At 46.5% G+C, this 23,021-nt stretch carries 19 protein-coding genes, 1 tRNA gene and 1 other RNA gene; 12 read left to right on the top strand and 9 right to left on the bottom strand.

Annotation, left to right across the window (positions count from 1 at the left end; genetic code table 11):
• The first annotated feature begins 3 nt into the window (after positions 1–3).
• The gene (locus ACIGBN_RS11190) at positions 4–2,319 is read left to right on the top strand and encodes an ATP-dependent helicase (RefSeq protein ID WP_396665465.1); all 2,316 of its coding nucleotides are present in this window, start codon (positions 4–6) and stop codon (positions 2,317–2,319) included.
• A gap of 64 nt (positions 2,320–2,383) precedes the next feature.
• On the top strand, positions 2,384–3,337 hold the full coding sequence (locus ACIGBN_RS11185; RefSeq protein ID WP_133003708.1) for an isopenicillin N synthase family oxygenase: 954 nt from the start codon (positions 2,384–2,386) through the stop codon (positions 3,335–3,337).
• Positions 3,338–3,362: 25 nt separating this feature from the next.
• On the opposite strand, the gene ACIGBN_RS11180 is transcribed toward ACIGBN_RS11185, so the two are convergent.
• The 4 genes from ACIGBN_RS11180 to ACIGBN_RS11165 form a co-directional block, all read right to left on the bottom strand.
• The gene (locus tag ACIGBN_RS11180; protein WP_396665464.1) at positions 3,363–4,148 is read right to left on the bottom strand and encodes a class II glutamine amidotransferase; all 786 of its coding nucleotides are present in this window, start codon (positions 4,146–4,148) and stop codon (positions 3,363–3,365) included.
• A gap of 61 nt (positions 4,149–4,209) precedes the next feature.
• On the bottom strand, positions 4,210–5,877 hold the full coding sequence (locus tag ACIGBN_RS11175) for a methyl-accepting chemotaxis protein (RefSeq protein ID WP_133003706.1): 1,668 nt from the start codon (positions 5,875–5,877) through the stop codon (positions 4,210–4,212).
• 339 nt (positions 5,878–6,216) lie between these two features.
• Positions 6,217–6,621, bottom strand: a complete 405-nt coding sequence (gene hisI, locus ACIGBN_RS11170; RefSeq protein WP_133003705.1) for a phosphoribosyl-AMP cyclohydrolase — start codon at positions 6,619–6,621, stop codon at positions 6,217–6,219.
• A 25-nt stretch (positions 6,622–6,646) separates the two neighbouring features.
• Entirely contained in the window at positions 6,647–7,513 is an 867-nt protein-coding gene (locus ACIGBN_RS11165; RefSeq protein WP_396665461.1) for a 6-carboxytetrahydropterin synthase, read from the bottom strand.
• 228 nt (positions 7,514–7,741) lie between these two features.
• Here ACIGBN_RS11165 and ffs point away from each other — a divergent pair.
• Positions 7,742–7,838: signal recognition particle sRNA small type (gene ffs, locus ACIGBN_RS11160), an RNA gene on the top strand.
• 151 nt (positions 7,839–7,989) lie between these two features.
• Here the strand turns inward: ffs and ACIGBN_RS11155 are convergent.
• Entirely contained in the window at positions 7,990–8,712 is a 723-nt protein-coding gene (locus tag ACIGBN_RS11155) for an SDR family oxidoreductase (RefSeq protein WP_396665459.1), read from the bottom strand.
• A gap of 267 nt (positions 8,713–8,979) precedes the next feature.
• Complete coding sequence (locus tag ACIGBN_RS11150; protein WP_396665457.1) at positions 8,980–9,909, bottom strand: DMT family transporter; 930 nt, start codon at positions 9,907–9,909, stop codon at positions 8,980–8,982.
• A gap of 179 nt (positions 9,910–10,088) precedes the next feature.
• On the opposite strand from ACIGBN_RS11150, the gene ACIGBN_RS11145 reads away from it, so the two are divergent.
• From ACIGBN_RS11145 to pyrC, 3 genes are all read left to right on the top strand, one after another.
• On the top strand, positions 10,089–10,976 hold the full coding sequence (locus ACIGBN_RS11145) for a LysR substrate-binding domain-containing protein (protein WP_396665455.1): 888 nt from the start codon (positions 10,089–10,091) through the stop codon (positions 10,974–10,976).
• Between the two features lie 177 nt (positions 10,977–11,153).
• Positions 11,154–13,004 (top strand): DEAD/DEAH box helicase, encoded by a 1,851-nt coding sequence (locus ACIGBN_RS11140; protein WP_133003696.1) that lies wholly within the window; start codon positions 11,154–11,156, stop codon positions 13,002–13,004.
• Between the two features lie 169 nt (positions 13,005–13,173).
• Positions 13,174–14,205: a dihydroorotase gene (gene pyrC / locus ACIGBN_RS11135; RefSeq protein ID WP_133003695.1), complete on the top strand. Its 1,032-nt coding sequence runs from the start codon at positions 13,174–13,176 to the stop codon at positions 14,203–14,205.
• Positions 14,206–14,429: 224 nt separating this feature from the next.
• On the opposite strand, the gene ACIGBN_RS11130 is transcribed toward pyrC, so the two are convergent.
• Positions 14,430–14,514, bottom strand: a tRNA-Leu gene (locus tag ACIGBN_RS11130).
• Positions 14,515–14,695: 181 nt separating this feature from the next.
• Between ACIGBN_RS11130 and ACIGBN_RS11125 the strand changes: the two genes are divergently transcribed.
• The 5 genes from ACIGBN_RS11125 to ACIGBN_RS11105 all read left to right on the top strand — a co-directional run bounded on the left by ACIGBN_RS11125 (position 14,696) and on the right by ACIGBN_RS11105 (position 20,028).
• Complete coding sequence (locus tag ACIGBN_RS11125) at positions 14,696–15,427, top strand: DUF599 domain-containing protein (protein WP_133003694.1); 732 nt, start codon at positions 14,696–14,698, stop codon at positions 15,425–15,427.
• Positions 15,417–16,118, top strand: a complete 702-nt coding sequence (locus ACIGBN_RS11120) for an O-methyltransferase (RefSeq protein WP_133003693.1) — start codon at positions 15,417–15,419, stop codon at positions 16,116–16,118. Before ACIGBN_RS11125 ends, ACIGBN_RS11120 begins: the two co-directional genes overlap by 11 nt.
• A gap of 188 nt (positions 16,119–16,306) precedes the next feature.
• Positions 16,307–18,235, top strand: a complete 1,929-nt coding sequence (gene htpG, locus ACIGBN_RS11115; protein ID WP_396665451.1) for a molecular chaperone HtpG — start codon at positions 16,307–16,309, stop codon at positions 18,233–18,235.
• 187 nt (positions 18,236–18,422) lie between these two features.
• Entirely contained in the window at positions 18,423–19,301 is an 879-nt protein-coding gene (locus ACIGBN_RS11110; protein ID WP_396665449.1) for a DNA ligase, read from the top strand.
• 34 nt (positions 19,302–19,335) lie between these two features.
• A complete protein-coding gene (locus ACIGBN_RS11105; RefSeq protein WP_396665447.1) occupies positions 19,336–20,028 on the top strand; it encodes an alpha/beta fold hydrolase in 693 nt (230 codons plus the stop codon).
• 60 nt (positions 20,029–20,088) lie between these two features.
• On the opposite strand, the gene ACIGBN_RS11100 is transcribed toward ACIGBN_RS11105, so the two are convergent.
• Both ACIGBN_RS11100 and xthA read right to left on the bottom strand, forming a co-directional pair.
• The gene (locus ACIGBN_RS11100; protein ID WP_133003690.1) at positions 20,089–20,406 is read right to left on the bottom strand and encodes a helix-turn-helix transcriptional regulator; all 318 of its coding nucleotides are present in this window, start codon (positions 20,404–20,406) and stop codon (positions 20,089–20,091) included.
• Between the two features lie 177 nt (positions 20,407–20,583).
• Positions 20,584–21,399 carry an exodeoxyribonuclease III gene (gene xthA / locus ACIGBN_RS11095; RefSeq protein ID WP_133003689.1) on the bottom strand — a complete coding sequence of 272 codons (816 nt, stop codon included), beginning with the start codon at positions 21,397–21,399 and terminating at the stop codon, positions 20,584–20,586.
• A gap of 176 nt (positions 21,400–21,575) precedes the next feature.
• Here xthA and gorA point away from each other — a divergent pair, with 176 nt between their 5' ends.
• Positions 21,576–22,952: a glutathione-disulfide reductase gene (gorA, locus tag ACIGBN_RS11090; RefSeq protein WP_396665444.1), complete on the top strand. Its 1,377-nt coding sequence runs from the start codon at positions 21,576–21,578 to the stop codon at positions 22,950–22,952.
• The last annotated feature ends 69 nt before the right edge of the window (positions 22,953–23,021 follow it).

Below are 23,021 nucleotides of genomic sequence, written 5' to 3'. Positions count from 1 at the left end.
ATTTTGATTGATGAGATTTTGATAGATCAGCAAGCGGCGCCACGTCAATTGACGTCTGAGCAGCGTGCTGTTGTGCAACACAATATCCACTCACCTGCAAAAGTCATCGCGGTGGCTGGGGCAGGCAAAACGACCACCTTGATTTCGCGTATTGAATTTTTGCTTGAGCAGGGTGTGGCGGCGTCTGAAATCGGCGTTTTTATGTTTAACAAGAGCGCCCAAGAAGAGTTTAGTGAGCGTTTGAGTCAGCATTTAAAAAACTGCGGACAAGGGCGTTCGCCCAGTGTGATGACGTTTCATGGCTTTGGTTTAAAGCTTTGCCGCCGTTTAGAGCAACAGGGTTGGCTGCCCAACGCCAAACTTCTGACGGACGATTTTAGTCTAGTGAAAATGTTGCGTGAGGCGTTAAATCGCTTGGTGCGCAAAGGGGAAAAAATCACCCTGCAAGACGAAAAAGATTGGCTCGAAGATGTCTTGTTGTTTATTGATCAAGTAAAGGCCTCCGCGACCTCGGCGAGGGAGGTTTTTGACGCCCTCGGCTGGTCGAAAGAACGTCAGTTTTTTCCGGCGCTCTATGAGGAGCTTGAAGACCTGCGCAAGCGCAATAACGTTCGTTTTTTTGCTGATTTGTTGGCCGATCCATACGATTTGTTATTGGACCTTAATGAGGCAGAGCGTCACCAAGTGCACGGTTTTGTGCCGGATTTTCGTTATTTATTGATCGACGAGTTTCAAGACATCAACCCTTGTCAGTATGAATTGCTGAAAATACTCTACCCAGCGCCGTGTCAGTGGATGATTGTGGGTGATGTACAGCAGTGTATTTACGAATGGCGTGGGGCCAGTCCTGAGATTATGGCGAGTCAGTTTGATCGTGATTTCCAAGCAGTCGAGACCTACCCATTAAGCACGAGTTTTCGTTTTGGTCATGCAATCGGCCTGATGGCGTCGAGTGTGATCAGTGAAAATGACCCAGACGCCTTGGTGATTGGCGAAGGCAAAAGCACTCAAGTGTCTTTTGCGCGCGCCCCAAAAACCGGCAAGGCCTTGTTGGGCGAATTAAAAGCCTGGGTAGAATCCGGCCGTGCGTTAAATGAGTCGGCGGTGTTGGTGCGTTTGTACAGTGACATGGTGCCGGTGCAATTGGCGCTGATGCACAAGGGGGTGCCGTATCAATTGCATGGTGATTCACCCTTGTTGGAAAACCGACAAATACGCATGCTGATGGCGTATTTAGCGGTGATTGCCGGTGCTTTGGAGAAGCCAGATCTCTTCTTTCGTCGTGATGATGTTGATTTTCTGCTGACCGTGCCTAGCTTGGGAGGTTCGGTGGCCCAGCGTAATACCTTGATTCAGCAAGCGAGGCAGTCGCCTCATTTGTTGCCGCAAATTATTGAAACCATGGCCGACCAAGCAGAAGGGTGGCGAGCCAAAAAACTTTATGAACGAGCCGATTGGCTAAGAAGTTTGAGTATTTATCGCTCGGACCCGGCACAAGGTTTGGCGCACACGCTCGAAAAACTGGGCATTTATCGCTATTTCGAAAGTACCAGTAACAAAGACATTCAAACCCAAGAGAAAATCGCCACCTGTGATGCTTTTATGGCCTATGTACGCGGTGTGGGCGGCGATGCCGAAAGCGTTTTGACGCAACTGGCGACCTTGAATGAAAAGCAAGCCGATGATGAACGTGGCATTCATTTGATGACCATTCATAAATCCAAGGGGTTGGAATTTAATCTGGTGTTGTTGTCTGGCTTGCAAGAAGGCCGTTTCCCTTATTATGACGAAGACCTGAGTGCGATTGATAACAAAGCCGCGAGTCAGATGGCTTCAGAGCGTCGGCTGTTTTATGTGGCGATTACTCGTGCGAAACAAAAGCTGGTGCTGTTGGAAACCCCCACACCAGAGGAAAGTAAAAAAATGAAGCGTGGCGATATTCCGAGGGCGGCATTAAAGCATTTGGCGCTGTCACGGTTTGTGTTTGAGGCTCAGCCTTATGCGGTTAGTAAAATTACTCAACTTTGGCACGAAAAAAGCTGTGAAGACCCCATAGATACGGAAAAGGGGATCTTGTTTCAGCGTTATTTGAATCGTGTGGACCCTTCTCCGAATCTGGTGTTTCGCCATCAAATAAGTGATAACAACAAGGGCTTAAAATCCGGCGATAAAGTGCGTCATGACCAATTTGGTCAAGGGGTGGTGGTGCGTCAAGAAGCCGATGGCAAGCGCATGATTTTTGTCGATTTTGGTGAAGAAGGACTAAAGCGATTTAATCCTCAGCACACCCAGTTGGTTAAGTTGTCGTCAAGAGCTTAGACGTTCTACAGAGTAAGACGATGTAGAACGAAACATAATAATAGTGAAATTGGAGGGTCCAAGAGTGTCTATCCCGTTAATTGATTTGGAAAAACTCACGCACACAAATGATTCGACACGTTTGGAAGAGGTGAGGGCGCTTGATAAAGCATGCCGAGAAATCGGCTTTTTTTATCTGGTAAACACCGGCATTTCGAGTGACTTATTTAATAAACTGATGGCGACAGCGAAGACGTATTTTGCTCAGCCAGAAGACGTAAAGCGTGCCATTGATATCAAGCAAAGCCCAAATCATCGTGGCTATGGCTGCATTGGTGAAGAGCAGCTAGATGAAGTCTCCCATGCAGATTGGAAAGAAACGTTTGATATGGCGCTGGATCTGCCGATCGATCATCCGCTGGTGGCCAAATACCCAAAAATGTATGGCCCAAACCAAAACCCTACTGACCCGGCCGCTGTAGAAGTGTTGCAGGATTATTATGTGGCGGCGTTTGACGTGGCGAAGGTGGTGCTGACCAGTATGGCGCAAGCCTTGTCTCTTGAAGACGATTTTTTCACGCGCTGTTTCACCGACCATGTCACTGTGCTGCGAATGATTCACTACCCACCTCGTCCACAGAACGACCATGATAATGGCGCTGGTGCCCATACCGATTACGGCTGTGTAACCTTGTTGCTGCAAGACCAAATTGGTGGCTTGCAGGTGAAAAACCGTCAAGGTGAGTGGGTCGATGCTACCCCGATTGAAAACGCCTTGGTCGTGAACATTGGTGACTTGATGCAACGCTGGACAAATGACGAGTACGTATCAACCGCGCACCGTGTGGTGTCTCCAGTAGAAGGGGTTCATCGTTACTCCTTCCCATTTTTTGTGGAACCGGATTACGAAACCAATGTTGTCTGTGTTGAGTCTTGTCAGTCGGACAATAAGCCGGCGAAATATGAGCCAATTTTAAGCGGTGATTGGATACAGTCGCGCTTTGATGCGACTTACGCCTACCGTGAAAAAGAAGCGTAACGACAAAACGCAAGGAAGATGGCCGCTAGGCGGTCATCTTCATCAGATTTGGCAGGGGTTTAACCTGGTATCTGTTGTTTTTGATGCGTGCCATATGACCCTGTGGAATCAAGGCCCAGCCATCGCTTGATAGATCTAGGGGTTCTGACCCAATCACAATGTGCTTCTCAAACTCTTTGCAATATAAACTGGGTGCGTGATCATCGCTCGAAAAGCGTATGGCAATCATTTCGCTGCCATTGGACAAGATGGCGGTAAAACGAAAAGGCTCAGTGATCTTCTTTTGCTCCATTAAGTTGAGAATTTGGGAGATTGTTGTGGCAATGGCTTTTTCAGGATTCTCTTCTAAACCATTTGCAATCAGCAGTAAAAAAATCACTTCTGAGTCCGTGGCGCCACGTCGCTCACTGTACAGGTATTCTGGGATCAAACGATCAAGCTGCCAGCGTAAGTCTTCATAATCGCCAATTTGGCCGTTGTGCATAAAAAGCCAGTTTTTATAGCTAAAAGGGTGGCAGTTAGATCGATTGGTGGCGGTGCCTGTTGACGCTCGTACATGGGCGAAAAACAGCCCACTTTTAATGTGTCGGGCGAGGCTTTTTAAATTGCAATCGCTCCAAGCAGGCAGTATTTCATGATAAAAGCCCGGCTCTTCTCGTTCATCGTACCAGCCTAGGCCAAAACCGTCGGCGTTGACTGTCACTTCAGACTTTTTCGCACTTAGGCTTTGATGGATAAGGGAGTGTTCTTGTTCAAATAACAATGACTCAAGGTAAACAGCATCACCTTGATAAGCCATCCAACGACACATGGTTTTCTCCTAACGAAAAAGGGAGATAATCCTCCCTTTTTTAAAACGATCAAGGGGTATTTTACACCTTGAAATAACTAATTTTTGCAGACAGTTGCGACGCCAGATTAGCCAGTTGATCTGCGGATTCACTGATGGCGTGAATTGAGTCCGTGGTTTTCGACGCGATTTCTGTAATGTTGGTGACATTACGGCTCACTTCTGATGTAACGCTGGCTTGTTCTTCTGCTGTGCTAGAGATTCGATCGTTCATATCACGAATCTTCGACACAGACAGGTTGATGTTCTCAAGAGACGATTCTTCATGTTTTACTTGGCTTACCGCTTCAGTTGAGCGCTTATGGCTCGATGTCATGGCTTTCACCGCCGAAGCAGTACCTGAGTTGAGTAAGGCTATCATCTTCTCGATTTGTTGGGTGGCATTTTGCGTATTAAGCGCCAAGTGTCGCACTTCGTCCGCAACGACGGCAAAACCTCGACCTTGCTCACCGGCTCTGGCGGCTTCGATGGCCGCGTTAAGTGCCAATAGATTCGTTTGTTCAGCAATGCCAAGAATGACATTGAGTATATTACTGATTTCGTTTGTGTTGGCTTCCAGTTCGTTGATGATATTGGCAGAGCTGGAAATCTCTTCGGCTAATTCTTGAATGCTGCCAATCGTATTGGCAACAATTTTGGCGCCTTCATTGGCGGCTATTTCTGCATCGTGGGCGGCTTTACTGGCATCGCTGGTGGATTCAGAAACATGCACGGCAGTGGCTTGAATTTCTTGCACCGCTTGCGATATTTGCGAGGTCTCTTGTTGCTGGCGCTCGACCATCTCGGATGATTCATCGGTGATCTTGTTTAATGCGTTGGCGGAGCTGGTCAGCATGCTACTCGATTGTGCCACCTCATTGATAATACCGCGCAGTTGAGCGACTAGCTTATCCATGGCGGTTTCTAACATGCCAATTTCATCTTTACGGGTAGAGCGAGACTCTTTCAAGATGAGTTCACCTGAGGCGATTTCTTCCGCACGACGAACCGCTTTGCGCAGTGGCACACAAATGCCATTAACAATAATCAGACTGATCACCAGGCCAACAACAATTAGCACGGCGGCAATAATGCCACTGGCGTAGGTGCTTTGGTCCATGCTTTGTTCTTGCTGCTGGGTGGTTTTGTCGTTGTAGTCGTGGAGTGCAGTCAGTATCTCTTCCATCTGTGCATTGATGGCTTTTAAACTGGCGTCGGCGCTGCGGCGTGATTTGTTCGCCTGCATGGTTTTCAGCTTGGTCCACCATTGGTAAGTGGATGTGCTCGCTTTTAAGAAGATGGCTTGTTGCTCTTCAAGGGCGTCAATTTGCGTTAGTAAGACAGTGCGCTCTTCATTGGCTGGCATGGTGGTCAAAATACGTTTGGCATTTTCAATGCTACTGACCAGTTCGTTTGTGTATTTTTTGAATTTTTTCTCGGATTCTTTGATTTGTTCGGTGCCATAACCAATGATGGATTTGGCAATGGAGACCTGAAAGAAACCACGCTCGAACTCAACGGATTGCTGCAGCAAGAGCTGACGGCTTTTTTCTAAATTGCTCATTAGGTCTATGTTCTGGTTAGACAATGTTTGTAATTCGGAAAAAACTTTTTTACTGGAAATGGCGGAGTTCACACTGACGCCAATGATGACGATCGAAAACAACGCAATAAGAGAGAGTATTTTGGTGCGGACAGAAAAATTCAGCATGCATTAACCTAGTTGTCATTATGTGAGAGGTGACTTCATTATTTTGAGCAAAACATATGCCAATAGATACCGAGTATCGGATATCTTTTGTTCTAGCTTAATACGTGTGTAAATTGTTTGTCTATCTACTTGTTCGTTTTCATGAAGTATTCGCTATATATCGGAAAATAAAGGATAAAATCTCTGACTATCATAAATTCGGGAGAGGGAAGTTATGGTGTGGGATTTGTTTGTTTTTTGAACTGAATGAGGGCGAATTTGAGGCAAATAAAAAAGAGACACGGATAGGAAACGGCTTCCTGTGTCTCTTTGTTGAGCAGGTTTGTTGTGTTTTTTGCTTTATTGTGGTGCGCTATGGATGACAACCTTGTCACCCTCAACACGAAAGAAGAAGCAGTCGCGTCGATTGGTGTGGCAGGCAGGGCCTTTTTGATCCACTTGCAATAAAATGCAATCCCCATCGCAATCAAAAGACATGGACACTAAAGATTGTCGATGGCCAGAGCTTTCTCCTTTGCGCCAATAGGTTTGGCGGGAGCGAGACCAATAGCAAACTTGGCTTGTTTCCAGTGTTTCACGAATGGATTTTTCATTCATGTAAGCCAGCATTAATACTTCGCCTGTATCGTGCTGTTGTGCGATGCAGGCAATTAATCCGGCATCGTCTGTTTTAAGATTAGCGAGCACCTCATCCAGTGCTAGCGTCTCGCCTTTCTTCATGGTTTCAAACGCTTTTAAACTCATGCTTTGTTTCCTGTTTTGCTTGTCTTTATTGTGCATCTATTCGTTTTTCTGAAATGGCGCCTTTGCCGACGCCTTCAAAGGCATGAACCTCAAAGTGTGAGCCAGGGTTTTCTTCGGCAAGAGTGTCGGCAATGTGCGCCGAAAGAGACTCTACCGTGGTGTCGCTGTTCAGTATGTAGACTTGCTCGCTGTCGATGAGCAGTTCAAACTGGCCTTGGGCACTTTCATAGCCAAACCTGTGGTAGTGGTGCTCGTCTTCGTCGATCAATTCAAGCAGGTCTTCTTCTGTGCCTAAATAGCTGTCTTCCCAGCGTTTGGCCCATTCTTTTTCTCGTTCTAAACTGCGTTCACCGTCTTCATAAATTTCGATGGTTGAGCGATGGCCATGGGCGATACGTTGGCAATTACCGGCATGCTTTTTTAAACCGTGGCTATATTGGTACTCGGCGCCATCGATGTTTTCAGGTGAAAAGCGTACGCGAACGGCTTCTAGTTCCGCTGGTAGCAAGTTCAATATTTGCGACTCTACCCAGGCCGCTGCCGCTTCTGGGGTGATGGTGCTCATCGGCAAGCGGCAAATAGCTTGGCTTGGTGCTTGGCATAGGAAGCGACGACCATCCGCATGATCAAACTGAAAAGAGACGCGATCCCTGTCTAAGGTGGTGAATGTGGTGCTCGGGTGCTCAGCCGGGATCGCGAGCATATGATCGATGTGATCATCTAGCCACTTCTTAATGTGTTTTTTGACAAGACTGAAGTCGCAGATCATGCTCTCGTCGTTAAGCTTGCCGGTCAGCACTATGTCTGTTTGCCAGCTTTCGCCTAATAAACCGCGCTCAGCATCAAAGTAGGATAAATCCACGTGCGTAAGGTTTTTAACAAATAGCTTCAAGTAGCCACTCCTCTAAAAATGATGGCGCTATCTTACCGTAAATAGCGAAACTGGTACTAATCTAAAAAACAACGAAAGGGTAAGGGGAGTGTGCATAAACTGTTCGTTTTGAGGGGGGAAATGTTTTTTTTGCTAAGCATTTGAAAAACGTAGCAAAACTTGTTGATATTTCATCATGGCTGCGTATAATTCTGCCCCAAGGTCAACAGGCCTCCTTTATGGTGTCTCTGCTGGTCCCCTCGCAACGATAAACCGTTAACCTGGTCAGGTCCGGAAGGAAGCAGCCACAGCGGTGGACTTGTGTGCCGAGGTGCGGCTGGTAGAGATGCCACCTTAATATCTTCAGTCTCCCTTTGTTGTTCATATCTGTTTATTTTAGCCATAGATTGGCTCCATAAATTCAACTATTTCTTCATTTTCAAAATTCACCAAGCCAATGGTATTGCATGTAAAACGCATGGATATTCTGTCGTTATTTAAATGGAGTGTGTTACGCCACCATCGACGCGTATATTTTGGCCAGTAATATAGCCTGCCCCATCTGACAGTAAAAAAGCAATGGTGGCTGCGATTTCTTCGGCTTTACCATAGCGTCCCATGGGCACGCTCTCTCTTCGTTCATCCGTAGCGGGGAGGCTATCAATCCATCCGGGTAATACGTTGTTCATGCGAACGTTTTGCTTTGCATAACGATCGGCAAAAATTTTGGTGAAGCTGGCCAGCCCTGCGCGAAAAACGGTCGAGGTTGGAAAAACCTCAGTAGGCTCAAAGGCCCACGTGGTTGATATGTTCACTATGCTGCCACCGCCTTGCGCCGCCATAATAGGCGCGACCAGTCTAATAGTGCGTACCGCACTCAGAAAATACACTTCCATTCCTAAATGCCAGTCTTCATCGGATATGTCGAGAATGGGTGCGCGCGGTCCGTGACCGGCGGAATTCACTAGGGCGTCAATGCGTCCCCATTTCTCCATGGCTAGATCCACCAGCTTTTGTACATCGTCGATGGATTGGTTTGAACCGGTAACACCTATGCCGCCGAGTTCTTTGGCAAGGGCTTCGCCTTTACCGGAAGAGGACAGAATCGCAACATGGTAGCCATCTTCTGCGAGCTTACGGGCGGCGGCAGCGCCCATGCCAGAGCCGCCGGCGGTAATTAGGGCTACTTTTTGTTGAGTGTTTACTGCTTGTGGATTCATGGTGTGCTCCTTCATGCGGGTGAAGGAATAGTATGTCTAATAGTAGAAGATAGTTCGCGCGATAAATATGCGCGCTATCCAGTAGAAAAACTATTGATTATTGGTGCTGTAAAGCGTGTTTTGGGTAGTGCGGAAGGGTCACTTGAGAAGGTGTTTTGTGTGAGTCCACTGAGGCGCATCAGGATTTTGTTTGGCTATTGAAGTGGCAATGTCGCTAGCCTTGTGGCGTCTGCTGCTAGCGACACAGCTTGTTGCTTGATAAGAGGTTTATTTGATCTGTGCTGACGCGTCTGTTGTTTGCTGTTTTGAATGTGCTGCAAGGGGGATTTTGCGTTTGCCTGTCTGTATTAGGACGACGCCACCTAGGATCATACAAAGGGCTAAAATCACAGTGCCTGTAATGTCTTCGCCTACGATTGCACCGATTAAAACCGCCACGACAGGCGCGATATAAGTAGCGCCTGCAGCTCGCACTGGACCGAGTTTTTCAATAACAAAGTAGTAGATGAAGAAGGCGCCGCCTGTGCCCAATATGCCTAAGCCTAGAATGGCGCCAAGTAGAGCGCGTTGGTCGTTGGCAATGGCGCTAATGCCATCGAAAGGTGTTAGCACAAGCAAGGTAAGGGTGGCGAAACCTGTTTGCCATGTGGCTAAAGCCAGTGGTGGAATTTTTAGCGGGGATAAAAAGCGCTGGGCATAAACAAAAGACACCCCAAGGCTAAATGTGCCTGCTAGCATCCAAAGGATTCCTGCCAATTCAGCACCGGCGACACCTTCCCATGGTCGTGCGCTCACGGCAATGCCAATGAATCCTAGCAATACCCCAGCGCCCATTTGCCATGTGGGACGGTCTTGGCGCAGGAATAGAAAAGCGCATATAAAAGTAAAAATAGGAATGGAGCCACTCAGCAAGCCAGCGATGCTGGTGGGAAGGCGAGCGGTTCCTGCCACAAAGCCATAGTAGTAAAAAGTGGTGGCTAGTACGGACATGATGGCGAAGTGGGGGAGGTGTTTGAGTTGTTGGCGGGTAATGACTTTCGCTTTGATGGCGACCAGCAATAGTGGAACAAAGCCAAAAAATACGCGTAAAAAGACGGTTTGTGTTGGGGAAATTAAATCGGTTGCCCATTTCATAAAAATGAAGTTAGACCCCCAAATGACGCCTAAGGCGACCAATGCAAGATAGGTTCGAAACACCTTGTTGCTCCTTTATGTGGGCTGGTTTGTACTTTTTGTTTTAAGGGTTAATTTTGAAAGTTAGTTGGGTGCGTTCAGTATTGATTTGTTTGCTGGTGTTTAAATTATAGCCGCAAAGCGGCTTTCTTTCGCGCGATAAATAAACATGCTAGCCTGTAGAAAAATTACAGGGTAGATGGATGTTGTATTCACGTCGTAAATTGCCTTCTTTAAATGCCTTACGAGCGTTTGAAGCGGCGGGCAGGAAACTAAATTTTCGAGCGGCAGCGGATGAATTGGGTGTGACCCAAGGTGCGGTTGCCCAGCAAGTGCGGGCGCTAGAGGAGCATTTGGGGATTGTCTTGTTTCAGCGTTTGCCCAGAGGCTTGATTCTGACGTCGCCAGGGGCGGTGTATTTTGCTGAAATCACTCGGGCGTTTGATGTGTTGGGTGAAGCAACCGAGCAGCTGTTGGCCAGCCCAGACACGGTCACCATTAGTGTGCCACCAAGCTTTGCGACAAAGTTATTGATTCCACGACTTGCTGAGCTGAACGCGGCCTTTCCTGATGTGGAGTTGCGTACTGTGGCAACCGAATCGTTAGCCGATTTTGACCGTGACCAAGTGGATATTGCAGTGCGTTTAACAAAAGGGGCATTTCCGGCCAACCTTGAGGCGCAATGTTTGTTTCAGCAAGAACTGGTTGCTGTGGCCAGTCCGCATTTATTGAAAACCGCTGGGCTTCCTTTGACTGCAAAAGAGGTGCAAGGGTTGCCGCTTTTGCATGACTCGCACCAGCATTGGCCTGCGTTCTTGCATTCTCGGGGCAAACTGCCTGGCGCGGTGTTTAATCAAACAACACTGGCGCTGGACGCCGCGTTGGCAGGCCAAGGGGTGGCAATAGCGTGTCGTGCTTTTGTGGCGCAAGATCTTGAAGCTGGGCGTTTGGTGCAAGTAATGGCCCAGTCGTTAACCATTGAACCTCATTATTTTTTAGTACGTAAGCGCTTGCCTGCGCACAGAAAAGCCGCGCAAGACATCTGGGGTTGGTGTGCCAAGCGGCTTTCCTTCGACGCTGTTTCTGAATAAAGGGGGTGCCTTAATTTTGCTTGGCCTTGATTTTGCTTGGATTGTTCACTGGCTAAATTTTTCTTGTTCGTATATAATACCTGATCAGGTTTTCCTCAGAGAATTTCCAGAGTAATTTCGTTAAGGCGTGTAAGTTGTTACAGGCCTTGATCCCACCAAAAAAAGGTACACATTTACATGTCTGACGCTGAAATTCAGCCTACATTTGATTCGTTGGGCTTAATTGCCCCTGTTCTTAAAGCGGTTGCCGACCTCGGTTATGAGCAACCCTCAGCTATCCAAGCGCAAAGTATTCCATATTTACTAGAAGGCCGAGACCTTCTGGGGCAAGCGCAGACGGGTACTGGTAAGACGGCGGCGTTCGCGCTACCGCTACTGTCTCGCATAGACGTTACAGACAAAACGACACAGCTACTTGTATTGGCTCCAACTCGTGAACTTGCTATTCAGGTTTCTGAAGCATTTCAAACTTATGCTCGCCACCTTCCAGATTTTCATGTTCTGCCTATTTACGGCGGCATGTCATACGACACTCAACTTCGTCAGCTAAAGCGTGGCGTTCAAGTTGTTGTTGGTACTCCTGGTCGTGTTATGGACCATATTCGTCGTAAAACATTGAAACTAGATGGCCTTAAAGCGCTGGTTCTTGATGAAGCCGATGAAATGTTACGTATGGGCTTTATCGATGATGTTGAGTGGGTTCTTGAACAGACACCACCAACTCGTCAAATTGCGTTGTTCTCCGCGACTATGCCTTCTGTGATTCGTCAGGTGGCTAACCGTCATTTGAACAATCCTAAAGAAGTCAAAATCGTTACGAAAACATCGACTGCGACAACTATTTCTCAAAAATACTGGCAGGTAAGTGGTCTACATAAGTTAGACGCTTTGACACGTATTCTTGAAATGAACGAACACGATGGCATGATCATCTTTGTTCGTACGAAAGCGGCGACAGTGGAATTGGCTGAAAAGCTAACCGCTCGTGGTCACGCTTGTGAAGCCCTAAACGGTGACATTAGCCAGAATTTACGTGAGCGTACGGTTGATCGCATTAAGAAAGGTCAGATTGACATTCTTGTTGCAACCGACGTTGTAGCGCGTGGTTTGGACGTTGAGCGTGTTAGTCACGTAGTCAACTACGACATTCCATACGATACAGAGTCTTATGTTCACCGTATCGGTCGTACTGGTCGTGCCGGTCGTTCTGGTACTGCAATCTTGTTTGTTGCTCATCGTGAGCGTCGTATGTTGCAAGCCATTGAGCGTGCGACTCGTCAGCCGATCGAGAAAATGAACTTGCCAACTGCTTCTGATATTAATGAGCAGCGCGTAAGTCGTTTCAAACAGCGCATTACAGACACAATGGATAATGAAAACTTAGATTTCTTCTTGGAGCTTGTTCAAGGCTACCAAAAAGAGAACGAAGTTGATCCTTTGAAAATGGCCGCTGCTTTGGCTCACATGGCACAAGGCAAAACGCCTTTGCTATTGTCTGAGATGGAAGTGCGTCAAGAGCGTCGCGAACGTTCTGATCGCGGTGATCGTCCAGACCGTGGAGATCGCGGTGATCGTCCAGATCGCGCGCCACGTGAACGCAAGCAACGTCCAGTTACGAAAGACGCTATGCCATTGAAAGACGATCCAAATACCGCGATGACGCGTTATGTGGTTCAAGTTGGTTACAGCGATGGTGTTAAGCCAGGTAACATCGTAGGCGCGATTGCGAATGAAGCGGACATTGAAAGCCGTTACATTGGTCATATCGAAATCTACGAAAACTTTGCGACTGTTGATTTGCCAACAGATCTTAAAGCGGAAGCGATCGATAAATTGAACAAAACCCGTATTTGCGGTCAGCGTTCTGAGATTGCCAAACTTGAAGATGCAGATGCATTGAACAAACTTGCAGCAGCGCCGGCTCGCCGTCGTCCAAGCAGTAACGGTTCTGGTGATCGTCGTCGTCCAAGTAATCGCGATAATAATCGTGGTGACCGTCGTCCAAGAGCACCTCGCAAAGACAGTTAATCTTGTTTTGTAGCGTAAAAACATTAAAAAGGCTGAGCAGCTAAGTTGCTCAGCCTTTTTTTATGGCTTGTCGTATCCTGAAATAGGCTTGCGTCTCGCTTTGCGCTGTCTCTGTGTTGTGATTCTGTTAGAATCCCCTTGCTTTCTTTTTTTGACCAAAAGGCCTGTGATGAACGAAATTACTATAATCAAGCCAGATGATTGGCATCTTCATTTTCGTGATGACGATATGCTATTGGAAACCGTACCAGCAACGGCACGTTGTTTTGAGCGTGCGGTCGTGATGCCAAACCTGGTGCCACCGGTTACGACGGCTGCCTTGGCGCTGAGTTACCAAGAGCGTATTTTGGCGGCTCGACCTGAGGGCAGTACTTTTACCCCTGTGATGACCATTTATCTTACCGATAAAACCTCGGTAGAAGACATTCAGGCTGCGAAAAAGGCGGGTGTGCTGGCGGCTAAAATGTACCCTGCAGGCGCGACAACCAATTCGGATTCTGGTGTGAATTCACTGGAGTCATTGTACCCTGTGTTTGAGGCGTTGGCCGATAACGACATGCTGTTGTTGATTCACGGTGAAGTGACGCAAAAGCACATTGATATTTTTGATCGCGAGAAAGAGTTTATCGATCAACATATGGTCAAAATCGTTGAGCGAGTGCCTAACTTAAAAGTCGTGTTTGAACACATTACGACAAAAGATGCGGTGGACTTTGTGCTGTCAGCGCGTGACGGTGTTGCTGCGACTATTACGCCGCAACATTTATTGTTGAACCGTAATGATATGTTGGATGGCGGTATGCGCCCTCATAATTACTGTTTGCCAGTGTTGAAGCGTAACATTCACCAAGACGCATTGCGTGCTGTGGTGAAGTCTGGTTCGCCTAAATTTTTCTTGGGCACGGATTCTGCGCCGCACGCTAAGCATCGCAAAGAGTCAGATTGCGGTTGTGCTGGGTGTTACAGTGCCTGGTCTGCTTTAGAGCTTTATACGCAAGTGTTTGATGAATTAGACGCTTTGGATAAGCTGGAAGGTTTCGCTAGCTTGTATGGTGCCGATTTTTATGGTTTACCTCGCAATACGCAGACAGTCACTCTTGTGAAGCAGGCGTGGCAAGTTCCAGATAGCATTGTTTTGCCAAATGGCGACCCTATTGTGCCTTTCTTTGCTGGTAAGCAAGTCAATTGGAAGCTGAAATAACTGCGCTGAAATGATTGTGCTGAGATGTTTTTCTCACCATTAAGAGAGTGAAGAAAAGTCTTATAAAATACGTCGAGTTCAGAAATGGGCTCGACTTTTTTGTTTTCAGCGGGGGAAATATAAAACAGTGGAAATAACGCAAATAAGCGATTTTGAAGCAAAGTAATACAAGTAAAAGACAGTAATTAAGGAATTCGATAGGGGAGTGCTAGAAGGGTATTAAATGGTGCGGATGGAGAGACTCGAACTCTCACGCCGTGAAGCACTGGAACCTAAATCCAGCGTGTCTACCAATTCCACCACATCCGCATGTCGTGTTGACGCGTGCATAATACGTATATCTAGCGACTATGCAAGACTTTTTTGTTTTTTCGAGAATAATAGTTGGCTTTTATCTTTTCTATTTTTGCTCGCAGTAACTAGGACAAAGAGGGCGAAAAGTGATTTAATGAAGACCTCCTTTTAAATCGTCTGCTGAAAGAGTTCCAAAATGGAAAGCCGCTCCGTCTCTTCGCTTCTTGATCCTCTTGATCTTGCTACCTTATTTGTTTTTGTTCTTTGTTGGGGTGGGTATGCTTTTTATGCCACTTATAACTCCAAACGACGTTCTTGCCTTGTTAGCGTATTGCACCAATTTCGTTTGGCGTGGATGTCACGTTTGTTAAGACGAGATAACCGCATTGCCGACGCGTCCGTTATGGCGAATCTAGAACGAAGCAGTTTGTTTTTTGCCTCCAGTTCATTGCTTATTATTGCGGGTTTGTTTGCAGGCTTTAAGTATTCTAGCGAGGCGCTTGAGGTGTTATCCGATTTTTATTTGATGTCGCCCAGTAGTCGTCAAGAGTGGGAGCTTAAAATCATTGTGCTGGTATTGATTTTTGCCTATGCCTTTTTCACCTTTACTTGGTCGGTTCGACAATACAATTTTTGTTCCGTCTTGGTTGGCAGTGCCCCTCTGGCCACAGAACGAGGCATCGAAGACAGTGAGCGAGAGCTTTATGCCATGCACATGGCGCAAATTTGCAGTTTGGCGGCCAACCAATTCAACTATGGTTTGCGAGCGTATTATTTTGCCATGGCATTTTGCGCTTGGTTCCTAGGGCCTTATTTTTGTATGGCGGCGAGCATTACGGTTGTGGCTGTGTTGTACCGTCGCGAGTTTAGATCTAAAACCTTTAAAACATTGAGTCGAGGGCTCGTTATTAAGTCTCATGCTTCCTAATTTTCCTAAACCGTTACCTGATCATGATAATCCAACCAATCGCACCGTTAAGGTGGATGATAGGTTGTATCAATATTTAGTCGATGTCTCAGTCCGTGAGAGCGATATATTAAAAGCCTTACGACGTGAAACTGCGCAATATCATATGGCGAGAATGCAACTTTCGCCTGAAGTTGGGCAGTTATTGAGTTTGCTGGTGAAGCTGCAAGCGCCGAAGAAACTATTGGAAATTGGCGTATTCACTGGCTACAGCACCTTATCGATGGCGACGGCGATGCCGACCAACGCCACCTTGGTTGCGATTGAAAAGAAACAAATGTGGTTGGACATCGCGTCCCGCTATCTTGACGAGGCGGGGGTGCTAGACCGCGTCACAACCTATTGTGATAAGGCGTTACCAGTACTTGAGGCATTGCTCGATGAAGCGGGCACCTTTGACTTTATCTTTATCGATGCCGATAAAAAGAATTTGCTCGCTTACTATCATTTGGCGAAACAATTGCTGCGACCAGGAGGTTGTCTGTTGATTGATAATACCTTGTGGTGGGGAAATGTGGCGGATGACGCATTTGATGACAAAGACACTTGCGTGGTTCGAGAGTTGAACAAAACCATTCATCAAGATAAGGACGTTGAGCTGTCATTGATTCCAATTGGCGATGGTTTAACGTTAGTACGAAAAAACACCTAATCCTCTTATGGCCCTCCTTTTTGCTCGTTAATTGGCTCATGTATCTGAATTTTTTGTGTTTTCTTCTTCTTTTTTATAAATACGCCTCTTGAAATCTGTTCAAGAGGCTTTATCTAGAAGGCACAAGTATTAAGAAATACACCCTTGGCTTTGTCTAAGGGTTCATTCAAATAGGAGCAAGCTATAACATGGCAACTGATACTCAAAAAGAAACGTTGGGATTCCAAACAGAAGTAAAACAACTACTTCATTTGATGATCCACTCTTTGTACTCCAACAAAGAAATTTTTCTAAGAGAGCTGATTTCTAATGCGTCCGACGCAGTAGACAAGCTTCGCTTTGAGTCTGTCGCTAACGCAGACCTTCTCGCTGAAGACCCAAACCTACGCGTTCGCATTGAATTTGATAAAGACACGAACACAGTGGTTATTGATGATAACGGTGTGGGCATGTCCCGTGAAGAAGCCATTACGAACTTAGGTACTATCGCTAAGTCTGGTACTTCTTCTTTTCTGGAGCAACTAAGTGGCGACCAGAAGAAAGACAGTCAACTAATTGGTCAGTTCGGTGTTGGTTTTTACTCTGCTTTCATCGTTGCCGATAAAGTGACGGTTGAGACTCGCCGTGCAGGGGCTTCTGAAAACGAAGCGGTTCGTTGGGTGTCTGATGGTTCTGGTGAGTTCACCATTGAAACCATCGAGAAAGCGACTCGCGGTACGCGCATTACCTTGCATCTTAAAGCCGATGAGAAAGACTTTGCGGATAACTTCCGTCTGCGCTCTTTGGTGACTAAATATTCAGACCACATTTCCATTCCTGTGGAAATGGAAAAACCGGTTTATCCAGAAATGGATGAAGAGGGCAATCCAAAACCTTTGGATGAAACCAAAGCGCCAGAATTCGAAGCGGTTAACTCTGCAAAAGCTTTGTGGACTCGTCCTCGTAACGACGTCACCAAAGAAGAGTACGAAGAGTTTTACAAGCACGTTTCTCATGACTACCAAGCGCCTTTGAAATGGTCACATAACAAAGTCGAAGGTAAGTTGGAATACACAAGCTTATTGTACATTCCATCCAAAGCACCGTATGACCTTTGGAACCGCGACATGCAGCGTGGTCTAAAACTCTACGTGCAACGTGTTTTCATCATGGATGAAGCCGAAGCCTTCCTACCGCCTTACATGCGTTTTGTAAAAGGTGTGGTGGATTCTAACGATTTGTCTTTGAACGTATCGCGTGAAATTCTACAGAACGACCACGCGGTTGACTCTATGCGTTCAGCATTGACTAAACGTGTGTTGGATATGCTGGCCAAAATGGCGAAAAATGAGCCAGAAGAATACCAAAAATTCTGGAACGAGTTTGGTAATGTCATCAAAGAAGGTCCTGCCGATGACATGGGCAACAAAGATAAGATTGCCGCTCTCATTCGTTTTAGTACCACGAAAACCGATGCGCCTGAGCAAACGGTTTCTTTGGCTGAATACATTGAGCGCATGGCGGAAGGCCAAGATAAGATTTACTACATCTACGCTGAAAGCCACAATACGGCGAAAAACAGCCCTCATCTAGAGATTCTTCGTAAGAAAGGTTATGAAGTTCTGTTGTTGAGCGATCGCATCGATGAATGGATGATGTCTTCTCTGCAAGAGTTTGACGGCAAATCTTTCCAAGATGTGACCAAAGGTAAGCTGGATATCGCTGAAGACGAAAGTGAAGAAGCGAAGAAAGAGAAAGAAGAAAAAGCAGAGCAACTTAAACCTTTGCTAGAGCGCATGAAGAAAGTGCTGGAAGACAAGGTAGCGGATGTTAAAAGCACCGATCGTCTAACCAGTTCTCCTGCGTGTCTTGTGGTTGGTGAGCATGATATGGGCTTGCAAATGCGTCGTTTGCTTGAGCAAGCGGGTCAGCAATTGCCAGACTCTAAGCCGAGCTTAGAAGTGAACCCAGATCACCCAATCGTCGCGAAAATGGATTCTGAATCTGATGAAGACCGTTTCTCTGACATGGCGTGGTTGTTGTTCGAACAAGCCACATTGTCTGAAGGTGGCCAGCTTGAAGATCCTGCAACATTTGTTAATCGCATGAACAAATTGATTGTTCAGCTAAGCAAATAATCACAGGTTAAATCACTCACTCTGTCGTACACTAAAAGCTCATACTCTTAACAGGGTATGAGCTTTTTTTTCGCCAGTTGGTGTGCCTTGACGCTTGAGTGTGTCAGGGACAGGGCCTCAGACAATGGATTGTTTGGGGAGATGAGGAGCGCACCAAAGCCATTATTTCGAATCCAAGGAGTGGATGATGATTCAACCTAATAAGCGGTCCTGCTTGTGTCTATCTAAGGCATTCTTCGTTGTCGTATTTACTGTGCTGTTGTTTTCTCAAGCTAGCTTGGCGTCGCCAGCGGTGCAATTGGCAAAACGGTATCTTGATACCGGTTCAGTGGCAGACTTTTTGATCAGTGAAAAATACGATGGTGTACGCGGTATATGGACAGGCTCTGAGCTATTGAGCCGCACTGGCAAGCGTATTCACGCACCTAGCTGGTTCACAGAGGCATTACCGAATGTCTGGTTGGATGGTGAGCTCTGGTCAAAGCGTGGTGACTTTCAGTTTATTGCCTCAGTCACGTCGAAAGAGTCGCCTATTGATAGCGAATGGCGTCAGCTACAATACCTTGTGTTCGATGCGCCAGATTACGAGCATACCTTTTTGGAGCGCAGTCGGCGGTATCGTCATCTTGTCACCCAGCTCAACGTGCCCTTTGTGGTTGCGGTCGAGCAGTTCACCCTAGCAGACAATCAACAGCTGGCTGAGCGACTAGAGCAATATGTTCGCCGTGGTGCTGAAGGTTTGATGCTGCATCGCAAATCCGCCATGTTCTCAGGGGGGCGCAGTGACAACTTGCTTAAGTTGAAGCCTTTTATGGACGATGAGGCAACCGTTGTGGGAATCAGCCCAGGAAAAGGAAAATACACAAATCAAATGGGGGCCTTATTGGTGGAGACGCCAGCCGGTATTCGCTTTAAAATTGGCTCTGGGTTTTCGGATGCAGAGCGCGCAAATCCTCCGAGCATTGGCGCTATCATCACTTACAAATACCATGGTCACACCAATAAAGGGGTGCCTCGTTTTGCCAGTTTTTTACGAGTGCGCAACACGCCTGAGACGTCCCCTTGAAAAGCTACCCTTGAACAGAAAAAAGAGAGGTTCTTTGAAAAACGTTTATTGTTTACCCGGCACCATGTGCGATGAGCGCTTATGGCAACTGACGCAGCCATTGTTAAATGACATCAAGCTGCAGCCTATTTCGCTGCCGATGGAAGACTCTATTGATGGCATTGTGAGCGCCTTAGCGGCGTTATTACCAGATGAGCCTATTTGTCTATTGGGTTTTTCCATGGGGGGCTATTTGGCGAGCGCTTTCTCGGTGAAATACCCCTCTCGTATTAAGCAGTTAATGGTGGTGTCCAATGCGGCAATGGGGTTGATGGAAAATGAAATAGCACAGCGTAAGCAGGCATTAAACTGGGTGCTGAAGCAGGGTTACCACGGCATTCCTAAAAAGAAAGCGATTGCGATGCTGGGCGAGCGTAATAAAAAAAGCGATTTTCTGATCGAGCTGATTCAAAGCATGGACGCCAGTTTGGGAGAAAGTGTGTTAGTTCAGCAGTTGAGCAGCTCGTTAGAACGACCGACTCTTTGGCCTGCGCTCAGTACGCTGCCGATAGACTGTTGTTTCTGCACCGGAGAAGAGGATGTTCTGCTGCCCGATGATATTTGTGAGCAGCTTCAGCATTATTCTAATGTGTCTTGTCATTCTGTTAAGCACTGTGGGCATATGATTCCGCTTGAGCAACCTGTTTGGTTTGCTCAAAAAATACAGGCGTTCTTTTGTTTCCCATAAAGAGCATCGCCCTTCAAGCGAGGACAGGCTTAAAGTGCGGGCTGGTTAATCCCAGTGCGCTTAGTTGAGAGAAGGGCAAAACAAATCATGCAGGGTACGGATTAGGGTAATGACTTTTGGGTCGCCGATCCGGTAATAAATAGTCTGGGAGTCGCGTCGCGTTTCCACTAAGCCATCTTTTCTCAGTATCGCCAAATGCTGGGACAGGGCGGACTGGCTAAGAGGCAGTTTATTGTTCAGTGCTGAAACGGACAGCTCTTCATCCAATAAGTAGCAAAGGATCATCAGGCGGTTTTCATTGCTAATGGCTTTTAAAAACGCCGCCGCTTGAGCGGACTGTTTTGCCATTTCATCCAATGGAAGGTCATTTTTTGGCATTGGTTTCTCTTGTTCTCATTGTGTGATGGCGTGTTCAATTTTATTTCAATTTGTGAATTCATCCACATAGTCTGTGGATAAATCTGGGGGTAGTCTTCAGTGATCGTGATCTTGCTCATAAGGGGCGCACGTCGGATTGATTTGTTCAAAAAACAATCAACGGTAACCCCTTTGAGTTTACTTGTCTAAATTAAAGGTTGACCAAATTGGAGCGTGGTCAGACGGTTTCTCTAATGCTCTTAATTCATAGTCTACATCGGACGCTTCTAAGTAAGGGGTAAGCCCTTTAGAAGACATAATAACATCGATGCGCAGACCGCGTTTTGGCTCATCCGCAAAGCCTTTAGAGCGATAATCAAACCAGCTGAAACGGTCATTTTTTGTTGGATTCAGCAGGCGGTAACTGTCATCAAATCCCCAGTCCGTAAGCGTTTTAAACCATTCGCGTTCTTCGGGTAAAAAACTGCACTTGCCGGATCGTAACCAACGCTTCGCATTGGCTTCACCAATACCTATGTCTAAATCTGTGGGCGATATATTGATGTCGCCCATGACAATGATTTTTTCCTCTGGCGAGTGATTGTCTAAATAAGCCATTAGGTCAGCGTAAAACTTTCTTTTGGCTGGGAACTTTGTTTCATGATCGCGGCTTTCACCTTGTGGAAAATAGCCATTCAGCACTTTCACAGGACCTTGTGGTGTATCAAAGGTGGCTATGATCATACGACGCTGGGCGTCTTCGTCGTCACCTGGGAAACCGTATTCAATAGAGGTGGCGGCTTGTTTGCTGAAAATCGCGACACCGTAATGGGATTTTTGCCCATAATAATACGCGTGATAACCCACTGACTCTGGGATCTCATGAGGGAAGGCATCGTCATGTACTTTGATTTCTTGCAGGCCGATGACATCGGGAGCGTGTTTTTCAACCAGCGCTTCAATTTGATGAGGGCGAGCACGTAAACCATTGATGTTAAAAGAGACAAATTTCACTGTCATTCCTTGGTAATCGAATTTCGTCAATCATACCCAGTTGTGTATCGAGCATAAAGTGCTTCATGGTGGTGGTTTCATTGTTTTTACTCATCTTAAGACCTGAAGGGCTTTTTACTTAGTTCGTGCTACTGGTACACTGCGGGGCATCTATAGTTAGTTTGTTGGAGATAATAATGTCCTATCAGTACGATTTGTTTGTGATTGGCGCAGGCTCTGGTGGTGTACGTGCTAGTCGTGTTGCGGCTGCTAAAGGCTATAAAGTGGCCGTTGCTGAGGGCAGTGCGCTGGGCGGTACTTGTGTCAATATCGGTTGTGTGCCGAAAAAATTGTTTGTCTATGGTTCTGAGTTTGGTCATGGCTTTGAGCAGGCAGCAGGGTTTGGTTGGAGCACAACAGGCTCTTCTTTTGACTGGTCGGTATTGCGCGACAATAAAACCAAAGAAATTGAACGTTTAAACGGCATTTACTCAAACATGCTGAATAACGCTGGTGTGAACATTATTTCAGGCTTTGCCTCTTTTGTGGATGAACACACAGTAGAAGTAAATGGTGTTCAATACACCGCAGAACGTATTTTGATTGCGGTAGGGGCTAAGCCTTTTATTCCAGAATTTGATGGCAGTGAATTCGTTGTCAGCTCTAATGAAATGTTTTTCCTAGATGAGTTACCAAAGAAAGCCTTAGTAGTGGGTGGTGGTTACATCGCAGTGGAATTTGCAGGCATTTTAAATGGTTTAGGTGTGGACACTGCGTTGGCGTATCGTGGCGACCAATTATTGCGTGGTTTTGACCAAGACGTTCGAGAGTTTGCCTCAGAAGAATACCGTAAATCTGGCATTGACGTTCGCTTGAATACCGATGTTAAAGCGATCGAGTTGGCTGATGTCACGAAACCAGATGGCGAGCGCATTGTTCACTTTAAAGATGGTCATTCTGAGACGTTTGGCTTGATCTTGTACGCAACAGGCCGAGTGCCAAATGTGGACAAGCTTTCATTGGAGAAAGCAGGCATAGAAACAGGCAAAAATGGTGCGGTGAAAGTGGACAATAACTTCACCACCAGTGCGTCTAGTGTGTTTGCGTTGGGTGATGTAACAGACAATATTCAATTGACCCCAGTGGCAATTAAAGAAGCGATGGCATTAATTGGCTATTGGTTTGATGGCAAAGAAATAGACTTTGATTATGACAATATTCCTACTGCTGTTTTCAGTCAGCCATCCATCGGCACCGTGGGGCTGAGTGAGCAAGAAGCGGAAAAACGTGGCTTGGACTTCCGTGTTTATCAAACCGATTTTCGCCCAATGAAACACACCTTGAGTGGCAGTACAGAGCGAGCTCTAATGAAACTCTTGGTAAACAACGCCGATGATAAAGTCATTGGCGCTCATATGGTGGGGGATTATTCTGGTGAGATTATGCAAGGCTTGGGCGTCGCGTTAAAAGCGGGGGCAACCAAAGCGGATTTTGATGCGACAGTCGGGGTTCATCCAACCAGTGCTGAAGAATTTGTTACCTTTTCTGATGCGGCATTAAAGCCTAAAAAATAATACCTAACGCAGCCGACGACATGGTCGTTGGCTGTTTGTAGCATAAAAAGCGCCGTTTTTTTAACCGGC

The organism is Marinomonas sp. NPDC078689 (assembly GCF_044542435.1).
Lineage (GTDB): Bacteria > Pseudomonadota > Gammaproteobacteria > Pseudomonadales > Marinomonadaceae > Marinomonas > Marinomonas arenicola.
This window is presented reverse-complemented; position numbering and strand designations above follow the sequence as displayed.